General features: G+C 42.3%; 12 protein-coding genes. 9 read left to right on the forward strand and 3 right to left on the reverse strand.

What is annotated here, in order from left to right; all coding sequences use genetic code 11:
• Positions 1-37 precede the first annotated feature (37 nt).
• A complete protein-coding gene (locus Q1W14_RS17035) occupies positions 38-307 on the reverse strand; it encodes a hypothetical protein (RefSeq protein WP_300703625.1) in 270 nt (89 codons plus the stop codon).
• A 70-nt stretch (positions 308-377) separates the two neighbouring features.
• Between Q1W14_RS17035 and Q1W14_RS17040 the strand changes: the two genes are divergently transcribed.
• Complete coding sequence (locus Q1W14_RS17040; protein ID WP_300703576.1) at positions 378-791, forward strand: hypothetical protein; 414 nt, start codon at positions 378-380, stop codon at positions 789-791.
• A gap of 131 nt (positions 792-922) precedes the next feature.
• Here the strand turns inward: Q1W14_RS17040 and Q1W14_RS17045 are convergent, their stop codons facing one another.
• Complete coding sequence (locus Q1W14_RS17045; RefSeq protein WP_300703626.1) at positions 923-2,068, reverse strand: aldo/keto reductase; 1,146 nt, start codon at positions 2,066-2,068, stop codon at positions 923-925.
• A 106-nt stretch (positions 2,069-2,174) separates the two neighbouring features.
• Positions 2,175-2,987, reverse strand: coding sequence for an AraC family transcriptional regulator (locus Q1W14_RS17050; protein WP_300703577.1), 813 nt, complete (start codon positions 2,985-2,987; stop codon positions 2,175-2,177).
• A 335-nt stretch (positions 2,988-3,322) separates the two neighbouring features.
• On the opposite strand from Q1W14_RS17050, the gene Q1W14_RS17055 reads away from it, so the two are divergent.
• The 8 genes from Q1W14_RS17055 (at position 3,323) to Q1W14_RS17090 (ending at position 18,086) form a co-directional block, all read left to right on the forward strand.
• Positions 3,323-3,919: a DNA-binding protein gene (locus Q1W14_RS17055; RefSeq protein WP_300703578.1), complete on the forward strand. Its 597-nt coding sequence runs from the start codon at positions 3,323-3,325 to the stop codon at positions 3,917-3,919.
• A gap of 337 nt (positions 3,920-4,256) precedes the next feature.
• Positions 4,257-4,850, forward strand: a complete 594-nt coding sequence (locus Q1W14_RS17060) for an RNA polymerase sigma-70 factor (RefSeq protein WP_300703579.1) — start codon at positions 4,257-4,259, stop codon at positions 4,848-4,850.
• A gap of 69 nt (positions 4,851-4,919) precedes the next feature.
• On the forward strand, positions 4,920-5,930 hold the full coding sequence (locus Q1W14_RS17065) for a FecR family protein (protein ID WP_300703580.1): 1,011 nt from the start codon (positions 4,920-4,922) through the stop codon (positions 5,928-5,930).
• Between the two features lie 240 nt (positions 5,931-6,170).
• Positions 6,171-9,476: a TonB-dependent receptor gene (locus Q1W14_RS17070; protein WP_300703581.1), complete on the forward strand. Its 3,306-nt coding sequence runs from the start codon at positions 6,171-6,173 to the stop codon at positions 9,474-9,476.
• 20 nt (positions 9,477-9,496) lie between these two features.
• The gene (locus Q1W14_RS17075) at positions 9,497-11,284 is read left to right on the forward strand and encodes a RagB/SusD family nutrient uptake outer membrane protein (RefSeq protein WP_300703582.1); all 1,788 of its coding nucleotides are present in this window, start codon (positions 9,497-9,499) and stop codon (positions 11,282-11,284) included.
• Positions 11,285-11,348: 64 nt separating this feature from the next.
• Positions 11,349-13,988, forward strand: a complete 2,640-nt coding sequence (locus Q1W14_RS17080) for an alpha-L-rhamnosidase (protein WP_300703583.1) — start codon at positions 11,349-11,351, stop codon at positions 13,986-13,988.
• Positions 13,989-14,035: 47 nt separating this feature from the next.
• Positions 14,036-15,430, forward strand: a complete 1,395-nt coding sequence (locus Q1W14_RS17085; RefSeq protein ID WP_300703584.1) for an SGNH/GDSL hydrolase family protein — start codon at positions 14,036-14,038, stop codon at positions 15,428-15,430.
• A complete protein-coding gene (locus Q1W14_RS17090; RefSeq protein WP_300703585.1) occupies positions 15,423-18,086 on the forward strand; it encodes a family 78 glycoside hydrolase catalytic domain in 2,664 nt (887 codons plus the stop codon). Before Q1W14_RS17085 ends, Q1W14_RS17090 begins: the two co-directional genes overlap by 8 nt.
• Positions 18,087-18,096: the final 10 nt, after the last annotated feature.

The following is an 18,096-nucleotide window of genomic DNA, read 5'->3' on the forward strand; positions in this document are numbered from 1 at the left end:
TTGTTAGACAGTTGAAAAAGCAAATTGTGACAATAAATCATAATAACTTAAATACCTCAGACCAGTTATTAACCCTTATATAGGTGGGATTGGATATATAAATATTATGAGGTTGAGTAAAAATATAGCGTTTACCCGGGAAGAAATCCAGATTTTTCGGGTGATCATCTAGCATCATATCACCCTCGATACCTTGCTTGGTTCCACACAATACAAGCTGTCGCCAACCAATGAAGGGAAAATGCTCTTTCAGCCAATTGTGTTTGTCATCAAGGCAGTTATCAAATTCCGTAGCCGAAGATACAATTCGTACATCGTATCGTTCATTGAGATAGGGAACTTCAAATCTTGAAGTAGTTCGTCAGCTTCCCGATGAATTGGAGCTGACGATCTACACCAATAGTTTCCCGATTGTTTCAGAATTAATCAAACGGCCTAAGATTGAAGTCATTTTTTTAGGAGGAACACTCTTTCGCAGTTCACGAGTTACAGTAGGCATATCAGTATTCCAAACCTTGCAAACTGTTCATGCCGATTGGCTGGTTTTGGGTGTATGCAGTATTCACCCCCAGTTAGGTTTGTCAGGACCGGACCGGGAAGAATCCGCCATCAAACGTTTGATGCTTAATAGGGCTTGTAAGCGGATTATACTTGCAGATAATCACAAATTGAATACAGCCGAGAACTATGTGATCGGTTCCATCGGAGATATTGACTATCTGATACTTGAAGATGATATGGTGAATGAAGCGAAAGAAATGTTTTCTAAATACAGATGCAATATTATTTAAGTCATTTATGAATTATCTGATACCAATCATTTATCTTTCCACTGTTTGCCGAAAGTCGTTTGCTTCGTTTCTCGCAGCCCCGGTGACCATGTACCTCACTTGTGTCCAAAGTCGATTGCAATTGCTGATTCTTAATGTCCTACCTGCTTCTGCTGCTCTGAATTGTAACGATCTCCGATAACAGGGATGGCGGCAACGGCATCTTCCAATTCTTTCCATTCTTCAGAGGAGATATTAAATTCCAGAGTACGCAGGTTCTCTTCCAAATGCGAAAGTTTTGTCGTTCCGGGAATAGGTACGATCCACGGTGCTTTCTGTAATAGCCAGCCGAGCGCTACTTGCGCCGAAGTCATCCCCCGTGTGCGGCCGAAAGCTTGCAGAACATTTACGATACGGGTATTCATCCGCATCGCTTCCGGTTGGAAACGTGGTAGGGTCTGGCGGTTGTCATTGTTTGGGTCGAAAACCGTGTGTTCGTTGATACAGCCGCCTAAAAAGCCTCGGTTGATCGGGCTGTAGGGTACAAATCCGATGCCCAGTTCCCGGCAAGCATCCAATACACCATTCTCTTCCACAAGGCGGTGCATCAGGTGGTATTCGCTCTGAATAGCGGTAAGCGGACATACGGCATGTGCCTTACGAATAGTCTCTGCATTGACTTCGCACATTCCCCAATGTTGCACCTTACCTTCTTTTATAAGATCGTCAATGGTCGAAGCAACCTCTTCTGCCGGAATATTCGGATCGGCACGATGCTGGTAGAACATGGGCAATGAGTCAAGTCGGAGGCGGCGGAGCGATTCCTCACAATAGCGGCGGATCGTTTGCGGACGGCTATCCTGACGACCGGTTCCTTTCCCGTCGATTACTTCGTGTCCAAATTTGGTCGTTACGTTGATTTTATCTTTGAAATCGGACAACCCTTCGCCGGCAAGGTTCTCGTTGGTCAGCGGTCCGTAGATAATAGCCGTGTCAAAAAGCGTCACGCCACGATCCACAGCCTCGTGCAACAGCCGAATGCATTGTTTCCTGTCCGGGTGTTGACTACGGTTGTAGGTCATCCCCATCATACCGAAACCGATTGCCGATACCTCGAAGGTCGCCTTGCCTGTACCTAATACACGAAGTCCCCTGATATGGGCAACATTGTTGTTATTGGTGGATGCTTCCGACTGTTTCTTTTCGGCTGCAAAAACCTTATCCAATCCGGCGGGCAGTGCCAATGCAGCTCCCGCAAGTGCTGCCGTCTTTAGAAATCCGCGGCGACTACTATTCATTGTTTCCATAATCTTTATGTTTTTAGTGCTCTGCCGGCAAAGGTAAAAAGAGAGCCTCGCAACAACTTTGCTGCGAGGCTCAATTCTCTTTGTTGTGAGGCTCATATTACCACGATGGTGCAACTCCATAGGTCTCTTTGTATATTTTGGAAAAATGAGACAAATTTTTGAACCCTACGTCAAAACAGGCTTCTGTCACTTTTTTCTTACCGGATTTTATGAGAATATATGCCGCTTCAAGACGACGTTTAATGATCCATTTCTGCGGTGTTAAATCACTTACCTTGGCGAAATCCCGCTTGAAAGTTGCCAGGCTACGCCCTGTATAACTTGCAATCTCTTCCATTGAAAGATCGCACATGTAATTTTCATTCAGGTAGTCGAGAATGTCGATTTTCCATGGTTCCACGAAATCGAACAGCGAAGCATAGAGATTTCGATCGGAATTGAGCAGTACATAAACTCCTTCGATCATCTTCAACTTCAAAACCTCCTCCGAGGGCTTATCGCCCGTATCGAAATAGGGTATGACCGATTCGAAAAGTGACCGGACATCGGGTCTGTTTTTCGGTAATATACGAAGGCTCACTTTTTCACGTTTGGAATCCGTCGGAAGTTGTTGGGAGCTGAGCGTCTGGTAAAAGTCCCGTAGAAAGGGTCTTGAAAATTTCAGTACAATGGAATGGTACGGTTTACCTTCTTCAACTTTTTTCTGCAACCACATCCGGTTATCACGTCGCATAAAGGCGCAATCTCCCGGATGTAAAATGGTTTTCTTTCCGCGTTCTTCAATTTCCAGTTCTCCGGAACATAGATAAATAAGCGTATGTTCCCGGTTTTCATGAGCGCATTCCCTGTCATCGGTGAAATAACTTGCTATGAGTACATTCGAATAATCGAATACATCCAACTGTTCCATATTATCTGACTTTCATTTTCTACAAATATAGTGCATCGCATCCATCTTTTATTTGTTGTAAGGCTCATTTTTTTATATAAAGAGAAGTCTTTAATACATATCTTCTATTTTTTTTCTCCTGTTTTTATTTCTCAACTCCCCCTTTCTTACTACCTTTGTCAGAGATAATAATTCGCCTTACCATGGTTGTTCTTTCGATTGACCTAGGTTTACTTTTCGATTAACTATGGTCATCTTTTTGATTGACCTGGTAGTTCGAAATAAAAACGGGACTTTTTGATCTTATTTTCGCCGGTTTTCAGTATTAAACTTGGCGGTTTTATGCCTTATATAATATGAGTGTCTATTACGATTTGTATCAGAACCCTCCGCAAGAGGGAGAAAAGGACGAGCGTCTCCATGCCCGTGTACTGCCTAAAGGAACTATACCGGCAGATAAATTCTTGGAGATAGTACATAATGCTACTGGGTTCAGTCAAGCCATACTGGACGGTACGTTGCAAGCCATTACTGACGAGCTGCAACGTTGGCTGGCCGATGGATGGATTGTGGAAGTGGGTGAATTGGGATATTTTTCTGTTTCGCTGGAATGTGACCGCTTGGTGCAGGATAAGAAAGAGATACGCTCTCCATCCATTCATTTTAAAAATGTAAATTTGCGTTTGGGCAGCAAGTTCCGCCACCGCTTCGTAACGATGGGGCTGGAACGGAAAGCATCACCTTATATTTCACATTCGAAACTGACAGAAGAGCAACGGCTGGAACGATTGCTGAAATATCTGGAGGAGAACGTATGCATTACCCGTGCCGACTATTCTGGATTGGCCAAATGCTCGAAAACACAGGCGCAAGTAGATCTGAATCGTTACATTGAACAAGGCATCATTCGTAAGTATGGCTCCGGACGAACGGTGGTTTATCTGAAACGGTAAGCGCTTGAATTTTTTATTCCTGTTTTAATTTTCTTAATAAATATAAAAACGTTCGGTTTTGACTACCCTACGTTTTTTTTCTTTTGTCATACTTGTAATATACTAGAAAAATGCATCTATGATAAAAAAGACTCTCTTTCTTTTTTTCTTCTGTCCTATAGTTTATGATAAACGATATTTGGGATAGATTAATCTTTTTCTGTTATTGGCGCGCATTATAATTTAATAATATTACCTTTGTCCCGTCTTATAATCGACCTGCGTGAAACGAACAACACGGTTTTCTTGATATAAAGTAATAACAACTAAGGATTTACCATTTGTTACTCAGGCTACTATGGAAAAACATATTATTGAAAAACTGAAGCAAGGAGACGAAAAGGCATTTCAATATATATATGATTGCCACTACGTTCTGCTTTGTCGTTTTGCGTACCAATTACTGAATGATTCTTCTTTAGCCGAAGAAATAGTAGATGATACCATCTTTTATTTATGGGAGCATCGCACTGAACTTGAAATAACTCACTCCATTCGTGCATACTTGATGCGTGCAGTTCGGAACCGGTGTTTGAACGAGTTGAATTCGTTGAGCCATCGAACTGAACTTCGCTTCTCCTCTTTTATGCTTCCTGAAAACGCGGATTTCCTGAATAATATTTTCGTGGAAGATAATCATCCGTTGGGTATGCTTCTGGATAAGGAGCTCGAAGAGAAACTCTCCCAATGCATTGAAAATCTTCCGCAAGAATGTCGTACGGTCTTTAAGAAAAGCCGGTTCGAACAAAAAAAATATGAGGAAATAGCAACTGAATTGAATATATCCGTAAATACAGTTAAGTATCATATAAAGAATGCTATAGCTTCTTTACAGACAAATATGGGAAGCTATTTGAAACTATTTATCTTCTATTTCTTTTTAAGAATTTGAGAAAAACTTTAGATTACGACTACCCTGTATGTTTTCTTTTTTGTCTTACTTATAAACGCACTTGATACTATGTATACTGAAGAAAAAAATAGCGATATAGATAAGCTGATAACTTCATACTTATCCGGCGAAATGGACAAGGGGGCTTTTGCCGAATTAGAGCGTTGGAGTATGGAATCAGAAGCTAATCGTAATTATGTACGCAATCAGTTGGAAGTCTGGTTCTCTTCGGGTGTGTTGAGCGAGAATGTGTCTTTTAATAAAGACAAGGCATTTGATTTGTTTAAGCAACGAGTATCCAGTGTGGAGAAACAGAAAGAACAAATCCGCCGATTCTCCTGGAAGACGATGTATCGGGTAGCTGCTGTTATTCTGATCCTACTATTACCCTTGGCTGCCTATTGGCAAGGAAAAGAAACAGTGAAAGGGACTTTTGCGGATATGGTGGTTGAAGCTCCTTTGGGGTCGCGTACTAAATTGTATTTACCTGACGGAACATTGGTTTGGTTGAATGCAGGTTCTAAGATCGTTTATTCGCAGGGATTCGGGGTAGAAAACAGAAAGTTGTCTTTGCAAGGTGAGGGATATTTTGAAGTTACTAAAAATGAAGAAATACCTTTTGAAATAAAAACAAGAGATTTGAATTTGGAAGTGCTGGGCACGAAATTCAATTTCAAGAATTATCCCGAAGATGAAGAAGTGACGGTGAACCTGATGGAAGGTAAAGTGGCTTTGATGAATAAACTGAAGAAAATGCCTACTCTTTATTTGGCGCCTCAAGAAAAAATGGTTCTTAATAAACGGACAGGCATTTTGACAAAGTCAAAGACACATGTAGAGTATTCCAATGCTTGGTCGAGAAATGAGTTATTCTTTGACGAGGAACTACTAGAAGATATAGCGAAGAAGTTGATGCGCAGTTATGATGTAGAGATAGAAGTTGCTGATTCTTTAACTAACAAGCGCTTTTACGGAAGCTTTAAGATAGTAGGAAACACGATAGACGAAGTACTTCAAACGATTGCTTCTACCAATAGAATGAAGTATCGCTATGAAGATGATAAATATATATTGTATTGATTTTTGAGAAGTAATATATTTGTTGAACCTTAAAAAAATAAAAGCATGAGAACAGAACCTTCCGGCTGAGGCAGAGAAGGCACTTGAATAATAAAAACGGAGGATGCGGCAACACCCTCCGGATTAAAAGTCAAGTCGCCTTGAGAGACCATCTTGAATTTAAGATTGTGCAAAGATAGAGAATCTTTAAAATAATCTTATCAACTTTCCTTAGTTATTTAATTAAAAATCAAGAGAATTATGAGATATTTTAAAAGGGCTATGTTAGTAGCCTCAGCAGCGCTTTGCTTTAACTTATCGGTTTTTTCGCAGGATATAACGCTAAAAGCCAATAATGTAACGGTAAAAGAGGCGATGGAACAACTGAAAAACACCTCAGGATATTCCTTCGTGTTTTCATCAGTAGACGTAAATACAAAGAAACGTGTGTCTGTTTTATTAGAGAATGCAACGATCGAAGAAGTTGTAAAGCAGATTCTACAGGGGCAAAATGAATTAAGTTATGAAGTTCAGGGTAAGAAGATTGTTATAAAGAAAGCGAATCCGGCAGCTACTCCCGCACAGCAAGGTAAAGTTGCGGGACGTATTGTTGATCCGACAGGTGAACCGATTATTGGTGCCACCATCAGAGTTCAAGGCACATCCAGTGGTACAACTACCGATATTGACGGTAATTTCTCCTTGGATGCCGCCTCTAACTCTACTTTGGAAATTTCTTACATCGGCTATCAGACTCAACTGCTGAAAGCACAGAGTGGAAAAATGCTTGCAGTGACTTTGAAAGAAGATGCCCAGCTTTTGGACGAAGTGGTAGTGATCGGTTACGGAACAACGACCAAGAAGGATTTTACCGGTTCGGTTTCTTCTTTGAAGTTGGAAAATTCGCCTGTGGCATTGGTTTCCAATACAAATGCTTTGGAAACATTGAAAGGTTCGGTGGGCGGACTTGACATTGGTGCCAGCAATACGGCGGGTGGACAACCTTCGATGTTGGTACGCGGACAAAATTCAATTTCAGGTAACAATGATCCGTTGCTGATTGTGGATGGTGTGATCTTCTTAGGTAATCTGAATGATATCAATCCGAACGATATAGCCACAATAGACGTATTGAAGGATGCTACTTCAGCAGCTGCATACGGTTCACGTTCGGCAAACGGTGTGATTGCGATTACTACTAAACGCGGTAGATCAGGCAAACCGGTGATCAATTTGAATATGACCGGCACCATGCAATCCTGGCATCGCCAACCGGAATTTATGAACGGCAAACAGTACATGGAGATGCTGCATGATAAGAATGGTGCTACTTTAGAATCATTGAGCGAACAGCAGAGAGACAGCTACGAGGCCGGACAAGAAACCAACTGGCTGGACGAGATTTCACGTACAGGCTGGTTGCAAGATTATCAGGTATCTGTGGCAGGTGCAGGTGAGAAGATGAATTATTATATGTCGACTTCTTTTACAGATAATCAAGGTATCATGATCGGTGATGATTTCTCACGTGTCACGATGATGGGTAAGATTAGCACGGACATTACAGACTGGTTGGAAGTAGGTGCTGACGCTTCTTATACTCATTCCGATTATTCGGGTGTAGGCGCTGAGTATAACAGAGCAGTTCTTCTTGGCCCGTACGATGTAATGTATCGCAAAGGAACCAATCTATTGGAAAGATTCCCCTTAGGTTCTAATGAATTTGAGAATCCATTATGGAAAGACCAGTCCGGTACATACGACAATTTGGATCTTAGACGTACTTTCCGTGTCAATGCACATGCGGTAGTAAAACTTCCTTGGGTGAAGGGGCTGAGCTATCGTTTCAACTATTCGGCTTATATGAATGTGAACGATGGTGGGGAATTCTATCATGAAGGATATTTTGCTCCATTAGGCTCATACGCCGATGATTCCCGCTATTCTGAAGAAACAGTTTATTCGAAGTTGGGGTCAGCGAATGGTTATTATCAGAATACAAGCGCAAATAGCTGGGTTATAGATAATATCTTGAATTACAAAAATACATTCGGTAAGCATACCATTGATTTAACAGCTGTTGCTACTCGTGATAGCAAGCTTGATAGATGGGACAAAATGGAAGGACGTGATTATGTGGCTAATGGTAATACAAGTTTAGGTTACGATGGCTTGCAATATGCAACTACGCAAAAAACGACCACAGGTATTACCCGTCGTCGCAATGCCGGATATTTTGCCCGTGCATCTTACTCTTTTAATGATGCTTACTACTTTACCGGTTCTTATCGTAGAGATGGTGCCTCAGTATTCGGTGAGGAAAATAAGTGGGGTAATTTCTATGCCTTCGGTGGTGCATGGCGTGTTACTCATGAGAAGTTCATGGAGAAAGCCACTTTCCTGAATGATTTGAAGCTTAAGTTATCTTGGGGTAGAAATGGTAACCAAGGTATCAATCCATACGGAACATTGTCTGAAGCGGTTATCGGCCCCGGTGGTGGTATAGCTTATCCTTTTGGAAATTCGAAGGTTCCTTCGTTTGGTATCAGACAGAATACTTTGGGTAATAGCGGTCTTGGATGGGAAACAACTGACTCATGGAACTTCGGTTTCGAGTCGGCTTGGTTGAATAATCGCTTGTTTGTAAACATGGATGTTTATTTGTCAAGAACTACCGATCAGATATTTAAACGTACTATTCCTTCAATGACCGGTTTTGAATCAATGAGCTCTACAATGGGTGAAGTTGCCAACCGTGGTGTGGAAATCAACGTCCGTTCTGTAAATTATCAAAATAAGGACTGGAAATGGGATACTAATCTGACATTCTGGTTGAACCGTAACGAACTGATTCATTTGTATGGTGAAGATTTGGACGGCGATGGCAAGGAAGACAATGATTTGGGCAATAACTTATTTATCGGAGAATCCATACACTCCATATATGGTTACAAGGTAGCCGGTGTTGTGCAGAAGGATGACACAGAATATATAAAAGCCAACGGTGCCACTCCCGGTAATCCGAAATATGTGGACGTGGATGGTAATGGAACAATCGGTGTTGAAGATCGTACCATACTTGGTTCATCAGATCCCCGTTTCAAGATGAGTTTGGCGAATACCATTTCATGGAAGAATCTTCAATTGTACTTTATGTTTAGCGGTACGTTCGGCGGAAATGGATATTATGTAAGTGAAAATGCACCGGCGTTCCTTGCAGGTGGCGGTGGCGGCGGAGCTTACTCTAATAATATGTATATACCTTATTGGACAGAAGATCGCCCCAGCAACAAATACCCTGCGGCAAACTTTAGTGGAGATGGACGCTTCAAAGGTCTGCAAAGCCGTGCGTTTGTACGTCTGCAAGATATCACATTGTCCTATACCTTTAATTCGGCTAAGATAAAGAACTTTGGTATTAATAATCTGAGAGTGTTTTTTACCGGTAAGAATTTGTTCACGATTACAGGTTGGGAGAATGGAGATCCGGAATTGGGTAACACAATCTTATCTTCAACGTATCCTGTTTCTACAAACCTCTCTTTGGGGGCAAATATTAGTTTCTAAATTTAATACTTTGATGAATTATGAATGTTCTTAAAAATAAAATTAATATTGGATTGATAGCCTTGTCCGTAGTTGTGGCAAGCGGTTGTGACGATGCAGCTTTTTTAAAGGAAAGTCCGGAGTCATCTTATGCGATTGAGAATGTGTTCAAGAGCTCCAACCAGGTGAAACAGGTGGTGACTTCTTGCTACGAGAAAGTACGTGATATCTTTTGTACTTCCGCCCCTATGCAGTTCTCGCCGAGACACTTCTATATGGCAAGCAACGGTACTGACATGTTTGATGTGCCTAACGGTCGCGATTCACAAAATATGAATGATTATAGTAAGTTGGCGGCTGACTATGACATCTACAAGCAAGTGTACAACAACTTTTATAATTTGGTTTCCCAAGCCAATCTGGCCATAACTGCTGCTGAGGAAGTTGCATGGGATTCCGAGTCGGATAAAACTCAGACTTTGGCTGAGGCTCATTTCTTCAGAGCTTATGCCTATATGAACTTAGGAGAGTTGTATGGTGGAGTGCCTTTGGTAAAAGAGCGTATCACCGGACCGCGTTACGATTTCCAGCGCAGTACCCGTGTAGAAACTTATCAGCTTGCCATAGACGATTTGGAAAAGTTTGCTTTGGCTCTGCCGGAAACTCATCCCGATGCAGGTCGTTTGGTAAAGGGGGTTGTTCAGCATTATTTGTGTCAGCTTTATATTGACAAGGGTGTGGCACTGCAAGAAGAAGGAAAAGACGGTGCTGAGTCGTATCGTAAGGCGAAGGAATATGCTGATGCTGTAATCGATGGTGGTACTTATCGTTTGATGAAGAATCGTTTCGGTACTCGTAAGAATGACTCTCCCGTCTATTATTACGCTACAAGCATACAAGAGCAAACCCCCGAGCGTACTTATGCCTCTGCCGGTGTACATATTGAAGGCAATGTGTACTGGGATTTGTTCCAGGAAGGCAATCAGGATTACCAAAACGGGAATACGGAAGCCATTTGGGTAGCCCAGATGAGCCTGGATCTTTGCCAGCAAGGATATGGCGCCAACCGCATGGCTCATTCTTGTAACTACAGTCCGGTGGCCCGTGACGTTCAAGGTGAGCTGATGGGTAGCTTAGAGGATGTAGGGGGGGAAGGTGTTACCGCTGTAATGCCTACTTACTATACACGTGATATCATTTACGATGGAAAGTGGTCTGATGACATGAGAAACTCTGATGCTGTGTTCAGAAGAAGCTTTGTGGGTAACCAAAAGAATGGCCAGTATTATGGTAAAATTCTTCCATGGGACGTAATGCATAAGGTGAAAAACGGAGTAAAAGACAGACAAGCTGAAACTTACTTATTCCCTATTTCCTGCAAGATTGCTACGGATAAATATACAGGCTATATTGCGGGTATCGATGGTAGCTTCTCATTCCTTTACCGAGATGATTATTTGGTACGTCTGCCCGAAACTATCTTATTGCGTGCTGAGGTTAAGTGGCGTTTGGGTGATAATGGCGGCGCTGCTGCTGATCTCAATCTATTGAGAGAAAGAGCGCAATGCAGCTATATGGCTACGGCTTCGGATGTAAGCCTGGACTTGATTCTGGACGAACGTGCACGTGAATTGGTCTATGAAGAGCATCGTTGGAACACCTTGCTTCGTATGGGTGGTAAAGTTGCTATTGAGCGCATCAAGAAGTATGCTTATTGGGATGTGGCACGTGCTTCACTTGCCAACAAGAACTTCAACCTTTGGCCGATTCCACAAAGTGTGATTGATACAAACAAGGATGTTGTACTCGATCAGAATCCGGGTTGGTAATTTAATGGAGAAGGGACTTTTGCATAAGTCCCTTCTTGCTTATTAATTCATTGAAATTTGTGTTATGAAAAAAGGTATTGTTTTTATAATATGCTGTTTTTTAAAGATTAGTCTTTTGTCAGCAGCTCCGATTGTACTTTCAGACTTGCGGTGTGAGAACCTGAAGAATCCCAATGCGATTGATAACCCGGTTCCCCATTTCAGTTGGAAGATACAGAGTGACGCTTCTATGCGTCAGCAAGGCTATGAGATTCAGGTGGCAACAGATAGCTTGCAGTTAACAAACAACAAGGCGGATTTATGGAACTCCGCAAAGATCCAGACTCCGGCTTCGGTCATGGTTCCTTATAAAGGAAAAGAATTGAAGTCCCGTATGCTGTGCTATTGGAGAGTTCGTGTATGGAATGAGCAAGGAGAGGCTTCCGATTGGAGCACTATCCAACGTTTCGCCATCGGGGTTTTGGAGAATGATAAACTAAAAGGAGAATATATAGGACTTGCTTCAGGTGATATCCGCTCTCCGTTATTGAGAAAGTCATTTACTATAAACCAACTTGGAACGACTTTCCTGCATGTTAATTCTTTAGGCTATCACGAAGTGTATATCAATGGTGAGAAGGTGGATGACCAAGTGCTGGCTCCGGCTGTTTCACAAATAGGCAAGCGTTCGCTGATCGTTACTTACGATGTGACCCCTTATTTGCATAAAGGGCAGAATGAACTCGTCTTCTGGCTGGGACAAGGCTGGTATAAGAAAACTACGTTTGGTGCCGAATATGACGGTCCGGTAGTTAAAGCGGAAATGGATGTATTAAAGAATGGAAAATGGAATTCTATTGTGGCTACAGATGCCACATGGTCAGGACGTGAGAGTGGTTACTCTGATACAGGAACCTGGCAAGCACTCCGGTTTGGTGGAGAAAGAATAGACGGACGTCTGTTACCGGAGAATCTTACAAAAGAAGAATTGAATAAATTGAAGTGGGCTGCCGTTGCAGTTGTTCCTATTAAAGCCCACAAAGTCTCAACACAAACATGCGAACCAAATAAAAAGCAAGAAACACTTGCTCCCAAAAGTATTGAAGCCCTGGATAAGAATACCTGGCTGGTGGATATGGGCAAAGTCCTTACCGGATGGTTTGAACTGCGTATTCCCCAACTTGCCGCCGGACATGAGATCACTGTAACCTACAGTGACTACATGGGTAAAGACGGCCGTATAGAAGAACAAGGCGAGAGTGATCTCTATATTGCATCCGGCAAACCGGGAGGTGATGTTTTCTGTAATAAGTTTAATCATCATGCCTTCCGTTACGTGAAGATTTCGAACTTGCCCGACCAACCGGTGAATAAGCAAATCAAAGCTTACCTCGTGCACGCTGATTATCAATCGGCTGCCACTTTTAGATGCTCTGATAATGAGCTGAATGCCATACACGATATGATAAAGTACACCATCAGTTGCCTTACGTTCGGTGGCTATCAGGTAGATTGTCCTCACTTGGAGCGTGCCGGATATGGTGGTGACGGTAATTCATCAACCAATGTTTCGCAAATCATGTATGACATGGCGCCCACCTATATGAACTGGCTACAGACTTGGGACGACTCCATGCGTGAAGGAGGAAGCCTTCCTCACGTAGGACCCAATCCGGGTGCAGGTGGCGGCGGACCTTATTGGTGCGGATTCATGGTGATGGCCCCCTGGCGGACTTATGTAAACTATAACGATCCCCGTCTGATAGAACGTTACTATGATTCAATGAAAGAATGGATGGGGTATGTCGATAAATATACCGTGGACGGATTGTTGAAACGTTGGCCCGATCTTCCTTACCGCGACTGGTACCTGGGCGATTGGCTTGCTCCGGCGGGAGTGGATTCGGGTGCTCAATCTTCTATCGACTTGGTGAATAACTGCTTTATCAGTGACTGTTTGAGTGCTTTGCAAAAGATAGCTACTAAGCTTGGCAAGCCTGCTGAAGCGCAGAAGTTCGCCGAACGTAAGGCTGCGCTGAATAAATTGATTCATAAGACTTTCTATAATGCAACGGAGGGTATTTATGCTACCGGTTCGCAACTTGACATGTCTTATGCTATGTTAGTAGGAGTAGTTCCCGGAGAACTCTATAATAAGGTGAAAGAACAAATGCTTGCCCGTTCCGCCAATCAATACAAAGGTCATATCGCTGTAGGCTTGGTAGGTGTGCCTATCCTTACGGATTGGACTATTCAGAACAAGGAAGTCGATTTCATGTACAAGATGCTGAAGCAGCCGGATTATCCGGGTTATCTACACATGATTAACAATAACGCCACTACTACCTGGGAGTATTGGAACGGAGAGCGTAGCCGCGTGCACAACTGCTACAATGGCATTGGAAGTTGGTTCTATCAGGCAGTCGGCGGTATTAGAGTGGATGATACGAAACCCGGTTATCAACATGTATTCATTGATCCGCAGATACCACAAGGATTGACATGGGCCAATACGACCAAAGAGTCTCCATACGGAACCATTATCGTAAATTGGGAATTGAAGGAGAATAGCCGGATTATGCACATCACACTACCGGTAGGAGTAGAGGCAAGCGTTGCTGTACCCGAGAAAGCACGCCAATGCGTAGTGAATGGTAAAGAGGTAAAACTTAACGGAGAAGACCTGACATTAGGAGTAGGTACCTATGATATTGAGTTTAAATAACCCCAAGAAAAACGGCAGAACATATAAACCAAGAAAAAGAAACTAAAATGAAGAAAATGATATTAATAGCACTCTGCTTTTTGATAGGGATGGGCAAGGTGTATTCACAAAGTATCCCTGTTTTTAAAGAAGGAGAACGAGTAGCTTTTGTCGGTAATAGCATTACTTGTGGCGGTCATTATCATTCATACATCTGGTTATACTACATGACGCGCTTCCCTGATCGACGTATCGACATCTTCAATGAAGGAGTGGGTGGGGATGTAGCCCGACAAATGACTCAACGTTTGGATAAGGTTTTCGAACATAAACCTACTGTAGTGACGCTTTCATTCGGTATGAATGATACCGGATATATGGACTATACCCTTCCTGAGAATGCAAGCACCGGACGTAAGAATGTAGAAACTTCCTGCAAGGACTATAAAGCGTTGGAGGACGCCTATAAGAAATATTCTAAAGTTCAGAAGATACTTATTGGCAGCTCACCCTACGACGAGACTACCCGTTTCAATAAAGTTCCTTTTCCCGGAAAGAATAAGTTGATTCAGGAGATTGCTGATTTCTTACAGGAAAGAGCACAGGCTAATAAATGGGGATATGTAGATTTCAACCGTCCGATGACTGAGATCAATATACGTGAACAACAGGCTGATTCTACCTTTACTTTGTGTGGTGGCGACCGTGTTCATCCTACTACAGACGGACACATGGTGATGGCGTATTTGTTCCTGAAAGCTCAGGGATTGACTAATAAACCTGTGGCTGATGTCGCTATTGACGCTACCACGAAAGTCGTAAACCGCTCCGAGAACTGTAAGATCACTGATTTGACTGTATCTCCGGATAAAGTAAGTTTTACGTATCTCGCTAATTCTTTACCTTATCCGATAGACGGAAGTCATTATAACAATGAATTGCATACCCAAGCCGACGCTTTGAAGGTTATCCCGTTTATGGACGAAATGAATTACGAAGGTTTGGCGATTAGTGGTTTGTCCGACGGATATTACTTATTGAAAATAGGTGGTAAAACAATAGCCCGCCTCACCGCAGGTGAACTGAAACGGGGTGTTAACCTGGCATCTTATAGCAATACCCCTCAAAATGAGCAGGCACAGCAGATACGGCAGTTGAATGAACAACGCTGGTTTATGGAACGTGAAATGCGTGAATATTATTGGATGGAGTATAACCTGATGCGTGACAAAGGATTGTTGTGGGCAAGTAATGAGGCAGCTGTTAAAACATTGCTCGAAAACCGTAAGACTAATCCTTTCGTCAATATGTTGAAGGATTATTGGTTGCGTTTCATGTATAAGAGTGTTCGTGATGATAACGAGAATGAACAACGTGAATTGGTGGAACGCATTTATAAGATGAATAAACCACAAACCTTGAAAGTGGAACTGGTAAATTTAAACCATGCCCCCAATGAATAAATGCTTCCGATATATCTATATAGCCATTGTTATATCGACATTTTTGGCATGCAAAGAGAAAGGTATCAGCATTGTGGGTTTGCATTGTGACTATATGGAAAATCCACTGGGTGTTGATAAACAGAACCCCTTCCTGCAATGGCAATTGTTGTCCGGTGAAAATGGGAAATCTCAATCAGCCTATCGTATAATCGTATCCAGTGATTTGTCTCTGCTAGAGAAAGATCAAGGCGACTATTGGGATTCAAATAAAACAGCCTCATCCGAAACGGTCATCAAGTATCAAGGGAAAAGTCTACCTGCTACTGAGGAACTTTATTGGAAAGTCATGGTTTGGGATGAAAAAGATCATCCCTCCGATTGGAGCGATGCGGCAAGTTGGACAATGGGACTTCTTGACCCTTCTGACTGGAAAGCTAAATGGATAGGCGAGCGTGAGGATATATATCCTGACTCGGCAATAACCTTTCCGGCACCCTATTTTCGCAAGGAGTTTGCAATAGCCAAACCCATAAAGAAGGCAATGGCGTATGTTTCCGGACTGGGATTCTATGAAATGTATTTCAATGGAGATAAAATAGGAGATCTGGTACTGGCACCTGCCGTTACGAACTATGATAAGCGGTCGCTTAAAAAACTGCTGTACCATTATGATGACCAATCTACGCAACGGGTATTTTATAATGTATTTGATGTTACTCAGAATTTGAAAGCGCAGAATAATGCCGTTGGTATGATATTGGGCAATGGTTGGTATAATCAGCGTGACCGAACTGTAGAGGGAAATATGTGGTATGATCTTCCTAAATTGATCTTCCAATTGGAGATAGAGTTTGAAGATGGAACCAAAGAGGTGGTTGTTTCGGATGACTCATGGAAAACAACTACAGGACCGTTACTGCATAATGCTATTTTTACAGGTGAAGTTTATGACGCCCGTCTTGATTTGGGTGCATGGAATAAAGTGGGATATAATGATACCGCATGGAGATCGGTATTGCAGGTGCGTCCTCCTACCGGTGAACTTCGAACACAAAGCATTCCGTCTACTAAAGTGATGCAGATAGTAGATACTCAATTTGAGCAAGTGAATGACTCTCTTTACCGATTTACATTACCTGAAACAGTATCGGGTTGGAGTGCTATCAAAGTCAAGGGTAAATCCGGTGATACAGTGAAACTTCGTTTTATCAGTGAAGAAGAGTTGGATTATGGACAAACGGATACATACATTTTAAAAGGAAATGGTGAAGAAGAATGGGAGCCTAAGTTTACCTGGCATACTTTCAGAATAGTGGAAGTATTGTCTAAACAGGCTGAAATTACAGAACATAGTTTGACCGTGAAGTCTATCTATACGAATGTAAAGAATACTGGTAGCTTTGAATGTTCCAATGAACTGTTCAATCGTATCGTTCAAGCTTTTAACCGCACTATGCACGCTAATTTTAAAGGCATTGTAAGTAGTGACCCGCACCGTGAAAGGCTGGCCTATACAGGCGATGGTCAAGTGATTACGGAAAGCCTTCTTTACTCATACGACATGACTCGCTTCCTTCGTAAGTTTGTGGAAGATATGGATGATGCCCGTAACAAAAATACGGGATATGTACCGCATACTGCACCGTTTAGCGGTGGTGGAGGTGGTCCGGCATGGGGATCGGCTTATGTTATTGTTCCTTGGAATTACTATTGCCATTACGGTGATAAGATAATCTTGCAGGAACATTATGACGGAATGAAACACTGGGTAGAATATTTGGGTACAAGAACGGATGAAAAGGGCCTTATCGTGCGAGAAGAACCGAACGGTTGGTGTCTGGGTGAGTGGTGTACTCTATATAACAGTATCGAGATTCCGACATCATTAGTGAATACTGCTTACTATTATTATGTAACCCGTATTATGGCGGATGTGGCGAAAGCCTTGGATCAGGATGCCGATGTTGCTTCATTCCAATCTTTAGCCGAAACCATTAAGGAGAACTTTAATTCAGCATTCTATGATCCGCTTACGAATCATTATTGGCAAGGAAAACAAGGTTCTGATGTCTTTGCATTAGGTTTTGGCCTTGTACCTGACGATAAATATGAAAAAGTATTTGCAGCGATGCTTAATCATTTGCATAGCCTTAATTATCACTTCGACACGGGTATATTTGCTACTCCTCTTTTACTGAAAGTGTTGTCGGATAATGGGAAAGTCGACATGGCATATAAGCTGATGGATCAAAGGGATTTTCCGGGGTATAGTTATTTGTTGGATAGTAAGAACAGTACTCTGTGGGAAACCTGGGACGGTGGTGGAGATCCCGGTGGCTGCGGACATTGCCATCCGATGTTCGGTAGTGTAGTGGCTTGGTTCTATAACTCACTTGGAGGTATTAAGCCTGATACTTCTAATCCGGGAATGAAACATTTTTATGTTGAACCTAGGCCAGCTACTGATTTGAAGTATTGTAAAGCATCTTATATGAGCCTGTACGGTGAAATAATCTCGGATTGGGAAATAGATAAAGACGGTAATTTTAGTCTGAAGGTAACTGTGCCCACCAATACTTCCGCTACAATCGTTCTACCTAAGTGGGGAGCGGATTCGGAAGAAAAGTCTGTAACAGTTCAATCGGGCGTACATAGCTTTACTATTTCGGAGTAACTTAGAACTT

It is taken from the genome of Bacteroides sp. (assembly GCF_030151085.1).
Taxonomy (GTDB): Bacteria; Bacteroidota; Bacteroidia; order Bacteroidales; family Bacteroidaceae; genus Bacteroides.